Origin of the sequence: Paraglaciecola mesophila (assembly GCF_009906955.1) — a bacterium.
Taxonomy (GTDB): domain Bacteria; phylum Pseudomonadota; class Gammaproteobacteria; order Enterobacterales; family Alteromonadaceae; genus Paraglaciecola; species Paraglaciecola mesophila_A.
Genome location: NZ_CP047656.1, coordinates 318,012 through 333,489 on the forward strand (window position 1 = coordinate 318,012; position 15,478 = coordinate 333,489).

The window sequence follows — 15,478 nt, forward strand, 5'->3', positions numbered from 1 at the left end:
TTTGCATGAACAATAGCGAAATAAAAAGGTAAAGCAAAATGACTGTAAAACATCATTTAGAACTCACCCAAGTGGGGATCGATTTCCCTACACCTAAAGGACCGTTTACTGCCCTAACCGATGTGAATTTGAAGATCCAAAAGGGTGAGTTTATCTCACTGATCGGTCACTCAGGATGCGGTAAATCAACGGTACTCAATATTATTGCTGGGCTACACAAAGCCACAAAGGGCGGCGTGATTTTAGATGGACACGAAGTCAATGAGCCTGGGCCCGAACGTGCGGTGGTGTTTCAAAACCACTCTTTGCTGCCATGGCTCACGGCCTACAAAAATGTAGAGCTTGCGGTTAAGCAAACAAGCAAAGGGCGCAGCAAGGCTGAAATGCGTGACTGGGTTGAGCACAATCTTGAGTTAGTGCACATGAGTCATGCAGTTGACAAGTTACCGGCGGAAATATCAGGTGGTATGAAGCAAAGAGTAGGGATTGCAAGAGCGCTCGCTATGGAGCCAAAGGTGCTGTTAATGGATGAACCTTTTGGGGCATTAGATGCCCTGACAAGAGCACATTTGCAAGACTCGATAATGGAAATTCACGCCGACCTAGGCAATACGGTAGTGATGATAACCCATGACGTAGATGAAGCCGTCTTGCTATCTGACCGTATTGTCATGATGACCAATGGTCCCTCTGCCACCATAGGTGAAATTCTAGACATTGAGTTGCAACGGCCGCGGGATCGCCTAGCACTGGCTGATAACCCTCAGTACAACCACTACCGTCACGAAGTCTTGACCTTTTTATACGAGAAACAGCGAAAAGTGGAATCCGTTGCGGCTCATCGTAAAAAAGCGCAAGGCAAAACTAAGGCTAACGACGCGAGCGTGGCTTAACGATTTACATACTGCGCTGCTAAGGGGGCGGTATAAATGTCCTCTTACTTTTATCCTAGCCGCTGCTGCTGGGTAAATCAGTGCGAGCAAAAAACACATATAAGTCTGATTAAACAGGCATTAACAACACACATTATACTGAAATGAAGGAATGAACATGAGCGCAAAAACCGTTAATCACCCAATTAAAAAATCAATACTCGCTAGTATGGTTGGCCTTGTATGTGCCGGGGCGACAATGGGACAGGCGCAGGGTGCTGAGCAAGCCAGTATCACAAGTGCATTAAAAGAGGGCACTGCGGCGGTTAACTTACGTTTGCGCTACGAAGATGTTGACCAAGATAGTAACGACGCCAGTGCATTAACACTGCGCACCATGCTTAACTATACGACGGCAAGCTACAAAGGCTTCTCAGCCAAAATCGAAGTAGAAGACACGCGTATTGTGCTAGGAGAGGGCGATTATACTGTCGGGCCAAGTGGTTACAATGTAGGGCAATATTCGGTGATTGCCGACCCCGAACACACAGAACTGGATCAAGGTTATATACAGTATCAAAATGACGGATTAACGGCGAAGCTTGGCCGTCAGATTATCACTATGGATAACCACAGATTTGTGGGTCACGTGGGTTGGCGCCAAGATTGGCAAACGTTTGATGGGGTAAGCGTAAACTATGCCGCAAGCAAAGATCTGACCATGCAGTATGCCTATCTTAGTCAGCGTAATCGTATTTTTGCAGACGATGCGGATTTTGATAGCAAAGATCATCTTATCAATATCGCATATTCAACGCCGTACGGTAAATTAGTCGGGTACAGCTATTTGCTCGAAATAGATAACGATACAGATAACGCACTGGATACCTATGGCTTTAGCTTTAACGGCGGCACTAAACTGGCTGATACATCCGTGCTTTATGGGGTGGAATACGCCACACAAACAAGCGAAACCGCTGCCACTGATTTTGATGCTGATTATTTAATGCTTCAAGCAGGGGTTAAGCTTGATGTGGTTACCCTAAAACTGGGATATGAATCGCTAGGCTCAGACGATGGTCTGTATGGTTTCGCTACACCTCTTGCTACCTTGCACAAATTCAACGGTTGGGCAGATACCTTCCTCAGTACCCCAGCTCAAGGTTTAGTGGATATCAGTTTGACTGCGTCGGGTAAGTTAGCTGGAGGTGCTTGGTCAGTGATTTATCACGATTTCAGCGCGGATGAAGAAAGCACTGAGGTCGATGACTTAGGTAGCGAGATTGATTTTAGTTACGTGCGTAAATTCGAGGGTGGCTATTCAGCGGGAATTAAATACGCAGCATATTCCGGTGATAGTGGTCGCCAAGACACGGATAAACTTTGGATTTGGACCAGCGCCTCATTTTAAAAGGCGTTGGCAGGGCAGATGAAATAGATCAGTTAAAGTAGAACCCGACATAGTCAAGCCAAAGGAACTATTCGCACTTTGAGCAAGCGTGAGCTTTTAACTCTCTGATCAGAGGCTAAAAGCCAGCTTGCTTTTTTTTGCGCGATTTAAAGTCATTAAAAACGTAAAGCCATTAAAAAAGCAGCGAGATGGAAAAGGGTTTGATAAGCTAAGGCACGAACGCCATTTCGTACGCTATTTTTAATTAATTTCAAGGATATATATGTCGGAATTTGAATCCATGGCCAATACTGGCTCCTATTTTGTCGGCTGGTTTACACTCGCACTTATTAATGCCGGGCTTGCCCAAGGCAAGGGGCGCAACGGATTGATTTGGTTTATTATATCTTTGTTTGTTGGGCCATTTGCTACTTTGCTCATCGTGGTATTTGAAAACTTGAATAAACAGCGGCATTTTTAGTTCGAGGTAATAATGACAACACAAAGCAAAAGCGCTGCATTCATTTTAGGCGCGTTTTTATGTACAGGCTTAATTGTACTTGGCATACAAGTTAGTCATTCAGTGATTGAATATCGCCAGTTCGAACGAAGCGTTACAGTTAAAGGGTTGTCTGAACAAGAATACCCAGCCGACATCGTTATTTGGCCCATTCAATATACGGTAGCGGATAATTCACTCGAAGCCTTATATGACGCCATAGAACGGAACACGACATTGATATCAGATTTTTTGCAACAGCGGGGGATCGCACCGTCTGATATTAGTGTTTCTGCCACTGCTATCACGGATAAATCTGCTCAGCAGTACGGTGGCAACGCCACACCCACATTTCGCTTTAGTGCAGTGCAAACGGTTACAGTATATTCTAGGGACATAGATCTTGTTCGCAATGTCATGGGGCAGCTTACAGAGCTCGGTAAGAAAGGGATTGTACTTAATCAAAATAACTATCAAGCCAATGTGGAATACATTTTCACACGCTTAAATGATGTTAAACCGGTGATGATAGAAGAGGCTACTCGCAAAGCACGAGAAGTGGCGGAGAAGTTCGCCAAAGACTCAAACAGCGTATTGGGCAAGATAAAACGCGCTTCTCAAGGCCAATTCAGTATCAGTGCACGGGACAGAAACAACCCACACATTAAAAAGTTACGCGTTGTTTCAACCGTGGAATATTATTTGTCTGATTGAACGTTTTAACACTGAAAAAGCCGCCCGTGTACAATTTGCTCACGGGCGGCTTTTTTATTGGTCTTTTATTCAGCGCATTGGTACTCGCCTATTTATTTAAGCGAATTTTTGCTCTAAATAATTGATGATCTCTGAAGATTCGTACATCCAGGTATCTTGGCCGTCTTTTTGAATACGCAAACAAGGTACTTTCACAGCACCGCCCCCGTTTAATAGTTCAGCTCTGTGCTGTGAGCCTTCTTTGGCATTGCGCTTTTGCATCGGTAAGTTGAGGCGATGCAACGCACGGCGAGTTTTGATGCAAAACGGGCAGGCATAAAATTGATAAAGGGAGTAATTATTCAACTCAGCTTCCACTTTTGCTTGTGCCTCAGGGCTGCGTTTCTGTTTACGAGGGCGGGTAATCAAATCAATTAAAATAATGATTCGACCTAATGCTTCGCGGATAAACTTTATAACAAATTTCATTTCTAGTACTTAACTCTTTCATTTAACCCTTGGAACTGATGGGCGCATTATAAGCATTATCTGTCCCAAAAGTGAGACAATAATGATAACAAAACATTTCTGCTATTCATTTTTACGATTTGTATTTGCGTCAACTAGCTGAACAGCCCATACAAGCCAATTGCCACAAAAACCAAAGCGGCTAAGGCGCGGGTTAACGTGAAGGGAATACGCTGCATGATGTAATTTCCTGCAAAAACCACTGGTACATTGGCCAGCAACATGCCTAAGGTGGTGCCTAACGTTACCCAAAGCAAGGACTGGTACTGCGCGGCTAACAGCACGGTGGCAATTTGGGTTTTATCACCCATTTCAGCAATAAAAAACAGCACGAGTGAAACCACAAACGCACCGTATTTATCGAGGCTGGTATTGGGTTCATCGTCTTTGTCAGGAATGAGCAGCCATAGGCCTACGGCAATAAAGCTTAGATGAATTAGCAACTCCCCTAACTCGCTGGTTAGGAATTGGCTGAGCCAATCACCGAACCAAGCCGATACGCCATGATTAAGCAAAGTCGCGATTAAAATACCCGCAATAATTTGCCATGGTTTTTGTAATCGTGTTACAAGCAGCAACGATAATAACTGGGTTTTATCGCCCATTTCTGCGAGGGTGACGGTAAGGGTAGAAGTGAAAAAAGCGTCCATTTATAACAATCTCGTGCGGGATACTAAACCAAAGGCAAATAGACGCCTCCCGCAAATGGGGCGCTATTTGCCTCAGGTCTTGCCGATATTCATGCTGCTATAAGCATGAACACAAAACTGCCATAAGCCATGAGGGCTCAAGTATGTTGACAGTCTTACTCAAACGTTTGAGCGGGCTACTCCCCTAAGACGGCTGCAATGTACCTAAAGTTAGTGTTTTATTCAAGAGGTAATGCGGGCAAACTATTGTGTTGACTGCTTAAGCGAAAGCCGTGTTGATTTAGCCAACGCATGCCTTCTTCACGACTGTTATAGATCATGACTGTGTCTTTTTTTAGGTTATTGCCTAAATACTGTTTTAGGGTAAAACGTTTGATCTGTGCGTGTTGCTCACCCACAATAAAGACTAAATGGGTGCGGTGGTGTTGTCTGACCCATATTTCAATTTCCCGTAGGATGCTATCTATCTTAGCTGCACTTAACTCCCAGTGTTCGGCTAACAAAATATTTCCCCAAGGAGCCCCGTTTAAGGTCAGAATTTGTTCTTTTAAATTATTGAATAACTTACGTGCATTGATTTCGTCGATGGTACCAACGAGTTCAGTGATGAGAATATTACCGCTAAGTGTGGTGCTAAAAGCAGGTGGGCGACTCATTTTTTACCTTCAGGTTTAATATCACTGACCAATAGTCAGGAGCGAACGAGTATTATCATTGCTTAAGTTGCATACGTTAAGCAAGAAAATCAAAAGGGGTATATCGCAAATAGCAATATCCACTAGCCTAAAAGAGATAAAACACGAATTTAGATAAAATTGTAGTACAAAAACAGGGAGTTACCCTGCCGAAGTAGATAGATTAGCTCAAATGGGTTAGCAATATGCTGATCAGTAGAGGGCGCTACAGAAAGCTAGGTACAGCTTACTGTAGGTAGTTAGTAGATAAGCTATGGGAGCGTTTTATGTTTAGACACTTCTGGTAGCTAGCGCTGGGGCAATATTCGCGGCTTTTCTTGCTGGGCCAAAAACAGCAAGCTGGCCCACAAGCCAAAGTGCAACCATTCCCAGAGGAATGTAGTACCAAGTGATTGGGTCAAGGCTAAATGCATCCACTAATACAATGTTGAGCACTATGGTTAAAGCCGCTCCTATTACGACACCTGCTGAACTAATGAGAAAGTTCTCTAACATAAAGTAGCGCACGATAGACAGTTGGCTTGCACCAAGTGCCCGGCGTGTGCCTATTTGCTTCTTACGTTGATTGACGCTAAAACTCGCCAAACCAACAATTCCTAAGCCTGTGACGATAACGAGAATGGTCATGACGGTAACCAAGATGCTTATCATGGCGCTGTTATCGCGATAAGCCCGCACACGCGTTTCTTCTACGCTGCGCATATCTCGTATAATACGTCCTGAATTGCTTTTCGCTAATTGGCTTTCTACTTCATTCATGATGCGATCGCGTTGGCCTGGTTTTGTGCGAACAAAATAACGGCTTGATTTAGCGTCACGTATTTCGGGTGTCAGCATCACGTTTTCAACGTTGTCCCAACCCACCCAAGGCGCTTGTAGTTGGTCGACAATACCAGTAATGATCATGGGTTCAATATCATTGATATAGACGGTTTTGCCAAGTGCAGTTAATCCTTCATCAGGGAATAACCTGTTTGCCATGGCAAGGGTAATCATCACTTTATCTGGCCAGTGAGTTTGACTCGATTGGCGGGTTTGAATATCGGTTGGGCTGAAGTTTTCACCGGCAACCAATGCAACATCTAAGCTATTTAATCCGTGTTCATCGATCATATACACGGCGGTTCCGGTGCCGTCAAACTCTGCGCCCGGTTGAGTTTGCAAACTCATTGACCACCCACTGCCGCTTAATGGCACTGCGTTAATTTGCACGGCATCGATTACGCCGTCGAGGGAACGAATTAAATTTAAATCTTCCTGAGTCGTTACCAAGCTATTAAAGTCATGGCTAAACCCAACGCTTGAAATATAAAAACTGTTGGCCTCATCGATACCGCTGGGACGCTGCATTTTATCACTGCGCTCTACGATAATGTATATCGCATTGACAACTATGGTCATGGTGAAAGCAATTTGCAGTGCGATTAGCATGGCGCCGACTTTGTTGCGCAGTAAGGCTCTGAAAATGGGACCTATTTCCCAATTTTCAGCGAAAAACGACGGGCTTTTTGAATCTGTCATCTTGATATCCTTATTGGCTTTTAAGTTGGCTGGCAGGAGCGATATTGCAGGCCCGCCAAGTGGGGTAAAGGCCTGCACAAATACTGGCTAACAATGACAACACCAGCGCCAGTGCGATCATGGTCAGATCTAAGCTGGCTAAATCATTTAGCACTTCACCGTACAGCTGGCGTATGCCTATTAAACCTAATAGTGCGAGCACTAAACCAAACAATCCGCCCGCGAAACCTACCGCACCGGTTTCCACTGTGTATTGCATAAATAAGTCGCGTTTAGTGGCGCCCACTGCTCGGCGCAGGCCAATTTCACCAGACTTCGCACTGAATTTTGCGAGTTGCAAACCTATGGTATTGAGTAAGCACACCACCAAAAACATAAACGAGAGCCACATCATGATTTGTGCGTCATCGGCAACCACGTCTTGGTCGTCCATCCATTGCATTACGTTTAACAACTGGTTGTTCAAAGGGCGAGGGAAGCGACCCAATTCTTTTTGGTCATTCACATAATTGTTTAAAAATGACATATAAGCTTGTTTATCTTGCGGGGTCTTAAGCTCAACCCACATTTGAAAGTTTATGCATTCTGATTGTAAGAACGCGGTAAAGCCTTCACCATCAGGGGTTTTCCAGCAGTTGGTATTGCCCCAGTTTGGCAACTCAAGTTCTTGTTTTAAATAAAATGGCATGAACAGGTCTTCAGGCTCATCGAATGCGCCATTGTTCACATCGTAAAATTTAGGCAGCGGTTGCCAAGCCTCTAGTACACCGATGACCCTAAATGACTGGCCATAGATAACAATGCTGTTGCCCACTGAATTTTCACCTGCGAAGACTTTGTCATTGATTTCTTTACTGAGCACCACAACAAGTTGGCGGTCGTCGTCGGCTTGCTGATCCCAACCGTTTCCGTACTTAAACGGCACGTCAAACATGGGAAAAAAATCTTTGAAGGCTAAGCGAATTGACGCTTCAAAGGGATTAATATCAGGGCTGTTTGGTTGGATAATGGCCCCAGATTTTGCCATCGCCGTTTGTCTAAAGGCTTTTTTGGCCGACATTAAATGGGTGGCATCCGTCCATGTAAGTTGATTCGGAGGGGTATTTGGCTCGTCGTTAAAGCCGTGATTGGGATCCCAGCTGTCCACTTGAACATGAAACAACTGGCTACTTTTCTGTGGTATAGGGTCGGCTGACATCAAGTAGTTTACTGTTATGGTCGTCATGCTCGCCCCAATTCCTAATGCAATGGCGGTGATCATTAAGCCAGTTAAAATCGGGTTACGCTTGAAGCTGTTAAACGCCAGTTTTATATAATAATTAAACATGGATATTCCTTACTCGCTTAAGCCAACAACACGCCTGTGCTGCGAGGGTTTAAACTGTGACGCTTCAGGGCTTAAGCCCATAGGCTTCTCACTTACTTTACCGTCGCTCACATGAATATTCCGATTGGCTTGTGTGGCCAACCCTGCGTCGTGCGTTACCATAATAATGGTGGTGCCATTGGCGTTGATGTCTTTTAGCAAAGCCATCACACTTTGGGCCATGCTGCTGTCGAGGTTACCCGTGGGTTCATCGGCCAGCAGAAAACGCGGTTCCCCAGCGAGCGCCCGGGCGATGGCAACACGTTGTTGTTGTCCCCCTGATAGTTGCGCTGGTAAGTGCTTCATTCGATTTCCTAGGCCGACCATTTCTAAGTTGCGTTCAATACGCTTTTTACGGTCTTGGCGGGAAAACCCACGATAGCGAAGCGGCACATCAACGTTGTCAAATAAATTAAGGTCCGGTATCAAATTAAAACTCTGAAACACGAAGCCAATTTTTTGATTACGTAAGCGGCTTCGTGCTGCGTCATTTTGATGGCTAATGTCGACTCCATCTAATTCAAACCTGCCTTCTTCGAATGTTTCGAGTAAGCCAGCGATGTTCAAAAAGGTCGTTTTACCTGAGCCTGAAGGCCCAGTAACCGCGACAAAATCGCCTTCGTTTACCTGTAAGTTGAAATCACGTAGGGCGTGGGTTTCGATTGAATCCGTACGGTAAATCTTTTTGATGTCTTTCATGGTTAACATGCTGATATTTCCTTGTGCTTGTGCGTTTCTTATTGTTGTCTGCGGGCAGCTTTTCTGAGTTGCCTAGGCTTTTTACATATGATTGTTGGCTTTATTGCGTTATCAGTACGGTTTGGGCGTCATTGAATTGATCTGTGCTTGAAATAATGACCTGCTGATTTGCACTCAAGCCTGACAACACTTCAACGTTTGATAAACTGCGCGCGCCAGTAACGATATTCGTTCTTTTGGCGAGATTGCCTTCAACGACGTAAGCCACTCGTCCTGAGCCGCTTTCTAGAAATTGTCCTCTGGAGAGCATTAGCACGTCAGTCCGGTTTTCCATTAATATGCGTGTGGTTAATCTTTGGTTTTGACGCAGACCACGAGGAGGCTGCAACGCGCTACCGTTTTCATCTTCTTTGGAAAAACGAACACGCCCCGTCACTTGGTTGTTTTCTATTTCAGGCGAAATACTGACCAATTTGGCCAGGTGGTTGCTGCCGTTAACGGTGACGAGAGCCGGCATGTTGATAGCGAGATCATCTGCGTAGCTTTCAGGAATATCCACTTCAAGTTCAAACTCTGACAAGTCAACCACACTTAGAATCGCTTGGTTTTTTGCCACTTGGTTTCTTTGTTCAGCCGCTAAATTACCTACAATACCGCTGACAGGGGAACGAATATCTAGTCTCGCGACTTTGCGTGACAAGTCACTGACCATTAAGGCTTGGCGTTTAACCAATAACTGTTTGGACTGTACTTCAAACGCGAGGCTCTCTTTGCTGAGGTCGGCATCCTGCTGTGCATGTTTGTATACCAGCTTGGCATTTTCTAACTCGTCTTGGGCTTTTTCAAAGTCAATTTGACTGATGGATTGGGTGCTGAATGCTTTGTCGGCTCTGCGCTTTTCACGTTCAGCAGCGGTAAGTGCCACTTTCGCTAGGTCGACTGCTTTTTGATTTTCTAATGCTTGCTTTTTCGATTGTATACGTTGGCGGTCAAGCTCCATTTTGAGTTTTTGTAAGCTTGATTCCTCTTGTTGCAATTCATTGGTCAACTCTGGGCTATCTACACTGGCAAGCACTTGGCCTTTTTGAACCGTGTCACCTGCATCGATAAAAAGATTAATCGTTCCTTGTGCAGGGCTGTATAGGCGCGGGCTGATAGCTGCAACGACTTGGCCCTGTACGGATAAATCTCTTACTAGATCTCCACGAACGACTGTGGCTAAGTGGATACGTTTGGCTGAAATGCTGATATCAGACGATCGCCAACTGCTAAAAGCCGGCTCTACCACCCAATACAAAAGGAGTGTGCAGATCACGCCACAAGTGGCAAGCCAGTAGCGTTTTGCAGATTTGTTTTTAGTGATTGTTATATCTTGGGCGCTGGTATCCGATATACCAATACCCCCAGTGTTTGGCGTGTGCATTTTTATCCCCGAACTAGATGGCGTTATCTGGGAGTAAGTCGAGGGGAATGGTCGAAAGGTTTAAATTTGAAAAAATAAAACTGCGTGGGTTGATGAGCTAGGCTCAACCTACTCTAATAACAATATGTACAACATCTTTTCTAACAAACAGACTGCGAGTGCTTAACGCCCTTAATGAGGGGGCATTTGTGCTGCTTGCGTATTTAAAATAACAGGCTCATTTAATGCGGTTATCTCTTTGGGTTTATGAGACAGCACAGGTCTTGCACACATTGACCAATATTCGTGACATCCCTGCACGATCTTCAACAATGCATCGAACGTATTGGGTTTTACGATATAGGAAGCAGCCCCAAGATCGTATGCGTTCGCCACCAGTGATTCATCCATCGAGTTAGCAAAAATAACCACAGGAACGCGTCTAAATTCACTCGATTTTTTCAGTATAGTGAGCGCGTCAAACGTCTTATTTGTGGGGGCCCGTAGTTCTAGCAATATGATATTAGGTAAAGGGTAGAGCTCTCGGTTTTGATACACGCCACGTCCATCTAAGTAGTCAATAAGTTGTACTTCATCTTTAACGCAGTTCAGGTGACTTAGACTGTTCGATTCAGCGAATGCCTCTTGCATTAAAACGGTGTCATCTTCATCACTGTCTACCATTAAAAAGTGCAGATGCTGACTGCGGTTGAGTTTCATGTTTAGGCCCTTAACGACGTATGCTCACCATTGAGCTTTAGCGTAAAAGGTAAAACGATTGATGCGTGAATTAGGATCATCGAAAATAAAAAAATATTATACTTTCGTCGAATCAGGCTTATTGAGAGGTGTATATCGAATATATTCGCCCTAGCGTAGGAGAGTACTTTGAAGGGAAGGGCGACATTAGCGGGTAATGGCTAGTCGGCGATTAACCGCCGACTACATAAAGCGTGTTGCGTTAACCGCTTATAACCTAACCTTATCGTGTTCACCCATTTCTTCAGGTTTGACCTTACCACCAAATGTGATATTTACCTTGGCAGAAAAGTCTGCATCTGCTTCCCAGATTTCAGCTTCATCTAGGTCAAATCTTAGCATTTTAAGTGAGGCGTCTTTACGGCCATCCTCATACCAAGCAGAAACATGTTTAGACCAATATTTATCGATGATACCAGGATCGGTTTCTTCTACTAAATTGCCAGATATACAGGCAAAAACTTTGTGATCTTTACTGGCAAATTGCGCCATTGCCTTGCCGCCCGCAGCGTTACGATTAGTTTTCGTAGTGTAAAACCAAAACGCACTGTTAGCGTCTTTATCGAGTTGAGCGTGCATAGGCTCATGGTGCGCGTTTGAGCCCGTTAAACCGAGCATAACAATGGGGCTATCTGCCATCGCTTTCCACATTTTTTCACGAATATCATGTGACATATTATTCTCCTTATTTTAGTGAGGATACGTGTCAATGCTGGCAAGTCGTGCCGCATCTCATTTACGTATCTCACTAGTGAGCAAACAAAAATAAACTTGTCTTTGATAAAGCACGGCTTATGCCAAGCAAACAATAAATTTAAGCGAATAACGTGTACGCCAGACGATGCACCATGTGTATTGATTTCTGCTCATCTCTAAGTCGTTAAGGTGAGGCGGATAAAGTGGGGTTAGCGTAAATATGGGCAGAAAATTATTCACGCCTAATATAATAGTTACTGACGCCCCAATAAAATAACATTCGGCTGAGTTAAAACTGGTACGTGGCACCGAAATTTACCGTCATGCCCAGCCCTTTATGATTATAGCCATCGTAGGTGTAGACTTGCGAGCGAGCAGGGTAGTAATCATTGTTGAGTAGGTTTTCGATCCCCATAAAGACTTGCCACTGATGATTGACAGCATAACTGCCATTAATATTGACTAAATGGTAGCTATCGACCGGCCCTTGATCACCGACATATTCGCCTTCAATTTGTGCAAAGCGCTTTCGTGAACCAACGTAGAGGTAATTTAGCGCGAGGCGAGCTTCAGGAATCGGTTGCCAATTTACATTAATCGTTCCTTTTGGTGCACCAATATCTTTACCGCCTAAATACACATCTAACTCTGTATTTTTACCCTCTACCCATGAATAGGTCCCTGAAAGGTCGAGATTTTTCGACACTTGGTAGGTGGCTAAGGCTTCGTAACCATATATCTCTTGAGGGGCGCGAACAGGCAAATACACGCCCGTTTCAGCGTCAAACGAGTTTGTCGTTCCCAGTTCTGAGGTACTGCGATAGGCTGAAAACTCGACACGTAGGGAATCAAACTCAGAGGTAAAACCGATTTCGTAGTTATCAATAATAGATGCTTCGGTACGTATAAGGGCAATATCAGTAACCGTTGCTGTGCGCAGCAGACGTCCAGTATCTGAAATGTCAGCGCCTTGTGAGTAACTGATAAAGGGCCTAAATAGGTCACTTAAGTTATAGCGAATGGCTGCATTATAGGTGGTTGCCTTGTAATCTAAGGTGTCACCAACTACATCAAAGGCGACTGAACATTGGTCGGCAGTGCGGCACAAGCGAAGCGTGCTAAAGTCATCTACTGATAAATCGATGTTTTCGTGACGTACCCCAGCTTTAATGATTATGTTATCTTGTAAAACCCATTTTCCTTGGATGAATGCGGCAATGTTATCCATGTCCATTTTAGGCACCCATACACGCCCATCGACCAGTGGCTGCGACGTGATATCGTTTAACGCATCGATACCATAAATCAGGGTGGTGTCGATGTCGTGCAAAGTGAACTGACTGTTGAAGGTGGCACGTAAACCTTTTTTCTCAGACTCGATAATGGATTGTCCGCCATCAAACCCTTGGTCTGGGTTGGCTAAATTCGTGGAAAAGAAAAAGACGTTTTTAATGCGCTGGGTGTAGGCATCAATGACTAATTGCGTTTGAGTAAATATCTCGTCATCTGAATATTTAAGCATGACATTATGGTTTTCTGGGCCTTGAGGCTCGCCGATAATAGACGTGCCGTCGAGAGATTCTATAGCATAGGTTTTATCACCTGAGTTGATATTGCCCACGATATTAATTAAGTCGGTATCCTGTTTTGACTTAAAATAATTGTAGGTGAGTCGCAGTGCTTTTTCGTCATCAAACTGATAACCAAATTTGCTAAAGTAATTTTCTGTATCAGTATCTGTTAACCCATAGGTCAGACCGAGAATGTCACCTTGGGCATCCCGTTGAACGCCATTTTCTTCATAGCTTGCGTTAAGTACATAGCTGAATTTATCTAGCTGCCCGTTAAGGCCTGCATCTAGCCGTCCGCCTAACGAATCGTCAAATTTGACACCGCTAAAGCGCGATGAAGCGGTTATATGACCGGACATTGGTGTGTTACTGGCCGCTTTTTTCGTTATGTAATTAATGATCCCCCCCGCGGCGCCATTACCATATACGGAGGTTGCTCCTTTGATAACTTCGATTCGTTCAATGGTACTGGCATCTAAACTTCGTACTCCGAGAGACCCGTTTCTCAGTGGTGTTGATTGGGGCACTCCGTCAATCATGATTAAGGGTGCGCGACCACGTAATGTTTGCCCCGAATTACTAGACGTGCCGGTAGAAGGTGCCAATCCAGGCACAAGAGTTGAAAGCAGCGACTGTAATTCACTGGTCACTTTTAACTGATCTTGAATCTGTTGTTGGGTGATGATCACGATTGAAGCAGGGACTTCGTCAATGCTCTCTACAATGCGGCTACCGGTGACGATCATACGTTCTAGATCTTGGCCGTCACTTGGTGTATCACTTTGTGCCTGAAGCGTTGTACTGACCAGAAAACTGAGAAGAGTTAAAGAAGAGTAGCGCATAGAATATCCATTTAGCCTTGCGAGAAAGTGTGCAGATACTAATGGTAATAATTATCATTTACAAATTAAAGTTGAACTTTTTAAAACATTTTTTACACGTGGATCTAATCGATTGCGACGTGCACTACAGCTACATGTGCTGTTAAAGAACAATTTATTAGGTTGTTTTAGCTGTGTAGGCTAAGAATTCTGGCTACACGCTAAAGAGTAAATGTTGTATGATTTGCGCCTAATTTTGCATAAAACGATAGATAATAATGCTCAAAACCCTCTATTTACTTCAGGCGAATGTCATCCGCATCAAGCGTAAATCTTTAACGTGCGCTGCCATGTTAAGCATAAGTTCTACCGTGTTTTTGACAGGTTGCGCGACAGGTCAACATGACAGAATCGATGATCCAGTCCATGTGTCTGTTGGGCAAAATGAATTCAGCGGGGAGATTGTCAATGAGGTGTACTCAACGACTGATTTACATGATGCCGTTGTTCAAGCGAATAGCCTAGACGCTCAAACTACGCTGGTGGTATTCGATATTGACGATACCTTGTTAACGGCAACGGAATTTTTCGGTAGCGACAAATGGTACGACTGGCAGCGTGGACGCGCGCTAAATGAAAGTGGAGTGGTGATCCCGACCCGCGAAACTGAAAAAGTAAATTGCTTGTTTGACACCCTAGGAATGGTATTTGAGATTGCGACCAATAAACCAACTCAGCCGGACATGGCCAACTTGGTGCACAGTGTGAGCAATGACGTGGTTATTTTAACCGCCCGCTCTGGTGCATACCGCGCCGGTACAATGCGCGAGCTAGCGCGCAACGATTTAGATTTCACTGACAAGTCGTTAACCTCTCCTGATGTGGGCCTGCATTACGATTATACCCTAGATGGCCGCACAGCAAGGGTAAGCTATGTAGACGGTGTATTTATGGTTCAGGGCATGAACAAGGGCGTGATGTTACTTGACTTACTTGAGCGTACCGGCCACGAATATAGCTCAGTGGTGTTCGTAGACGACAAACAACACAATATCGACAACATGGGTGATGCGCTCAAATCGGCCGGAATTAATTTCTACGGGTATCATTACACGCGTATTTCAAAAGCGGTTACCCCAGAAGAAGTCGTGCAAGCCAATGCCTCGCGCGCCGCATTAGGTGAATTGCTCAATACGCATTTTGAAGACAGGGCAGAGCATATTAATCACCGCCAGTGTGATTATTAAATAAAGATTGCTATCGCTACTAGAAAACCGCTAAAGGCTTTATGCCTTTAGCGGTTTTTTAATATGTCG

Annotated in this window: 15 protein-coding genes and 1 riboswitch; of the genes, 5 read left to right on the forward strand and 10 right to left on the reverse strand. The window is 44.5% G+C overall.

What is annotated here, in order from left to right; genetic code table 11:
• The first annotated feature begins 38 nt into the window (after positions 1 to 38).
• The 4 genes from FX988_RS01305 to FX988_RS01320 all read left to right on the forward strand — a co-directional run bounded on the left by FX988_RS01305 (position 39) and on the right by FX988_RS01320 (position 3,475).
• The gene (locus FX988_RS01305) at positions 39 to 893 is read left to right on the forward strand and encodes an ABC transporter ATP-binding protein (RefSeq protein WP_160177984.1); all 855 of its coding nucleotides are present in this window, start codon (positions 39 to 41) and stop codon (positions 891 to 893) included.
• A gap of 157 nt (positions 894 to 1,050) precedes the next feature.
• Positions 1,051 to 2,283 (forward strand): alginate export family protein, encoded by a 1,233-nt coding sequence (locus tag FX988_RS01310; RefSeq protein WP_160177985.1) that lies wholly within the window; start codon positions 1,051 to 1,053, stop codon positions 2,281 to 2,283.
• Between the two features lie 262 nt (positions 2,284 to 2,545).
• Complete coding sequence (locus FX988_RS01315; protein ID WP_007987919.1) at positions 2,546 to 2,743, forward strand: hypothetical protein; 198 nt, start codon at positions 2,546 to 2,548, stop codon at positions 2,741 to 2,743.
• Between the two features lie 12 nt (positions 2,744 to 2,755).
• On the forward strand, positions 2,756 to 3,475 hold the full coding sequence (locus FX988_RS01320; RefSeq protein WP_160177986.1) for an SIMPL domain-containing protein: 720 nt from the start codon (positions 2,756 to 2,758) through the stop codon (positions 3,473 to 3,475).
• A gap of 96 nt (positions 3,476 to 3,571) precedes the next feature.
• Here FX988_RS01320 and FX988_RS01325 read toward each other — a convergent pair whose 3' ends face one another.
• From FX988_RS01325 to FX988_RS01370, 10 genes are all read right to left on the reverse strand, one after another.
• Positions 3,572 to 3,943, reverse strand: a complete 372-nt coding sequence (locus tag FX988_RS01325; RefSeq protein ID WP_160177987.1) for a glutathione S-transferase N-terminal domain-containing protein — start codon at positions 3,941 to 3,943, stop codon at positions 3,572 to 3,574.
• Positions 3,944 to 4,077: 134 nt separating this feature from the next.
• The gene (locus FX988_RS01330; protein ID WP_160177988.1) at positions 4,078 to 4,632 is read right to left on the reverse strand and encodes a TMEM165/GDT1 family protein; all 555 of its coding nucleotides are present in this window, start codon (positions 4,630 to 4,632) and stop codon (positions 4,078 to 4,080) included.
• A gap of 85 nt (positions 4,633 to 4,717) precedes the next feature.
• Positions 4,718 to 4,829, reverse strand: a riboswitch (yybP-ykoY riboswitch).
• 21 nt (positions 4,830 to 4,850) lie between these two features.
• Entirely contained in the window at positions 4,851 to 5,288 is a 438-nt protein-coding gene (locus FX988_RS01335) for a hypothetical protein (RefSeq protein ID WP_160177989.1), read from the reverse strand.
• Between the two features lie 309 nt (positions 5,289 to 5,597).
• Positions 5,598 to 6,848 carry an ABC transporter permease gene (locus FX988_RS01340; protein ID WP_160177990.1) on the reverse strand — a complete coding sequence of 417 codons (1,251 nt, stop codon included), beginning with the start codon at positions 6,846 to 6,848 and terminating at the stop codon, positions 5,598 to 5,600.
• 10 nt (positions 6,849 to 6,858) lie between these two features.
• Positions 6,859 to 8,175, reverse strand: a complete 1,317-nt coding sequence (locus FX988_RS01345) for an ABC transporter permease (RefSeq protein WP_160177991.1) — start codon at positions 8,173 to 8,175, stop codon at positions 6,859 to 6,861.
• A gap of 9 nt (positions 8,176 to 8,184) precedes the next feature.
• Entirely contained in the window at positions 8,185 to 8,922 is a 738-nt protein-coding gene (locus FX988_RS01350) for an ABC transporter ATP-binding protein (protein WP_160177992.1), read from the reverse strand.
• Positions 8,923 to 9,013: 91 nt separating this feature from the next.
• Entirely contained in the window at positions 9,014 to 10,336 is a 1,323-nt protein-coding gene (locus tag FX988_RS01355; RefSeq protein WP_160177993.1) for an efflux RND transporter periplasmic adaptor subunit, read from the reverse strand.
• Positions 10,337 to 10,507: 171 nt separating this feature from the next.
• Positions 10,508 to 11,035, reverse strand: coding sequence for a response regulator transcription factor (locus tag FX988_RS01360; RefSeq protein ID WP_160177994.1), 528 nt, complete (start codon positions 11,033 to 11,035; stop codon positions 10,508 to 10,510).
• Between the two features lie 249 nt (positions 11,036 to 11,284).
• Complete coding sequence (locus tag FX988_RS01365) at positions 11,285 to 11,749, reverse strand: pyridoxamine 5'-phosphate oxidase family protein (protein WP_160177995.1); 465 nt, start codon at positions 11,747 to 11,749, stop codon at positions 11,285 to 11,287.
• A 310-nt stretch (positions 11,750 to 12,059) separates the two neighbouring features.
• Positions 12,060 to 14,183, reverse strand: a complete 2,124-nt coding sequence (locus FX988_RS01370) for a TonB-dependent receptor (RefSeq protein WP_160177996.1) — start codon at positions 14,181 to 14,183, stop codon at positions 12,060 to 12,062.
• 329 nt (positions 14,184 to 14,512) lie between these two features.
• Here FX988_RS01370 and FX988_RS01375 point away from each other — a divergent pair, with 329 nt between their 5' ends.
• A complete protein-coding gene (locus FX988_RS01375) occupies positions 14,513 to 15,409 on the forward strand; it encodes a DUF2608 domain-containing protein (RefSeq protein ID WP_254700693.1) in 897 nt (298 codons plus the stop codon).
• Positions 15,410 to 15,478 lie beyond the last annotated feature (69 nt).

Bases quoted from the DNA above. Each gene is read 5' to 3' on its own strand.
- FX988_RS01375 (WP_254700693.1), top strand. From the start codon at position 14,513: ATGTTAAGCATAAGTTCTACCGTGTTTTTGACAGGTTGCGCGACAGGT.
- FX988_RS01370 (WP_160177996.1), bottom strand. From the start codon at position 14,183: ATGCGCTACTCTTCTTTAACTCTTCTCAGTTTTCTGGTCAGTACAACG.
- FX988_RS01355 (WP_160177993.1), bottom strand. From the start codon at position 10,336: ATGCACACGCCAAACACTGGGGGTATTGGTATATCGGATACCAGCGCC.
- FX988_RS01305 (WP_160177984.1), top strand. From the start codon at position 39: ATGACTGTAAAACATCATTTAGAACTCACCCAAGTGGGGATCGATTTC.
- FX988_RS01360 (WP_160177994.1), bottom strand. From the start codon at position 11,035: ATGAAACTCAACCGCAGTCAGCATCTGCACTTTTTAATGGTAGACAGT.
- FX988_RS01325 (WP_160177987.1), bottom strand. From the start codon at position 3,943: ATGAAATTTGTTATAAAGTTTATCCGCGAAGCATTAGGTCGAATCATT.
- FX988_RS01335 (WP_160177989.1), bottom strand. From the start codon at position 5,288: ATGAGTCGCCCACCTGCTTTTAGCACCACACTTAGCGGTAATATTCTC.
- FX988_RS01365 (WP_160177995.1), bottom strand. From the start codon at position 11,749: ATGTCACATGATATTCGTGAAAAAATGTGGAAAGCGATGGCAGATAGC.
- FX988_RS01320 (WP_160177986.1), top strand. From the start codon at position 2,756: ATGACAACACAAAGCAAAAGCGCTGCATTCATTTTAGGCGCGTTTTTA.
- FX988_RS01310 (WP_160177985.1), top strand. From the start codon at position 1,051: ATGAGCGCAAAAACCGTTAATCACCCAATTAAAAAATCAATACTCGCT.
- FX988_RS01330 (WP_160177988.1), bottom strand. From the start codon at position 4,632: ATGGACGCTTTTTTCACTTCTACCCTTACCGTCACCCTCGCAGAAATG.
- FX988_RS01345 (WP_160177991.1), bottom strand. From the start codon at position 8,175: ATGTTTAATTATTATATAAAACTGGCGTTTAACAGCTTCAAGCGTAAC.
- FX988_RS01350 (WP_160177992.1), bottom strand. From the start codon at position 8,922: ATGTTAACCATGAAAGACATCAAAAAGATTTACCGTACGGATTCAATC.
- FX988_RS01315 (WP_007987919.1), top strand. From the start codon at position 2,546: ATGTCGGAATTTGAATCCATGGCCAATACTGGCTCCTATTTTGTCGGC.
- FX988_RS01340 (WP_160177990.1), bottom strand. From the start codon at position 6,848: ATGACAGATTCAAAAAGCCCGTCGTTTTTCGCTGAAAATTGGGAAATA.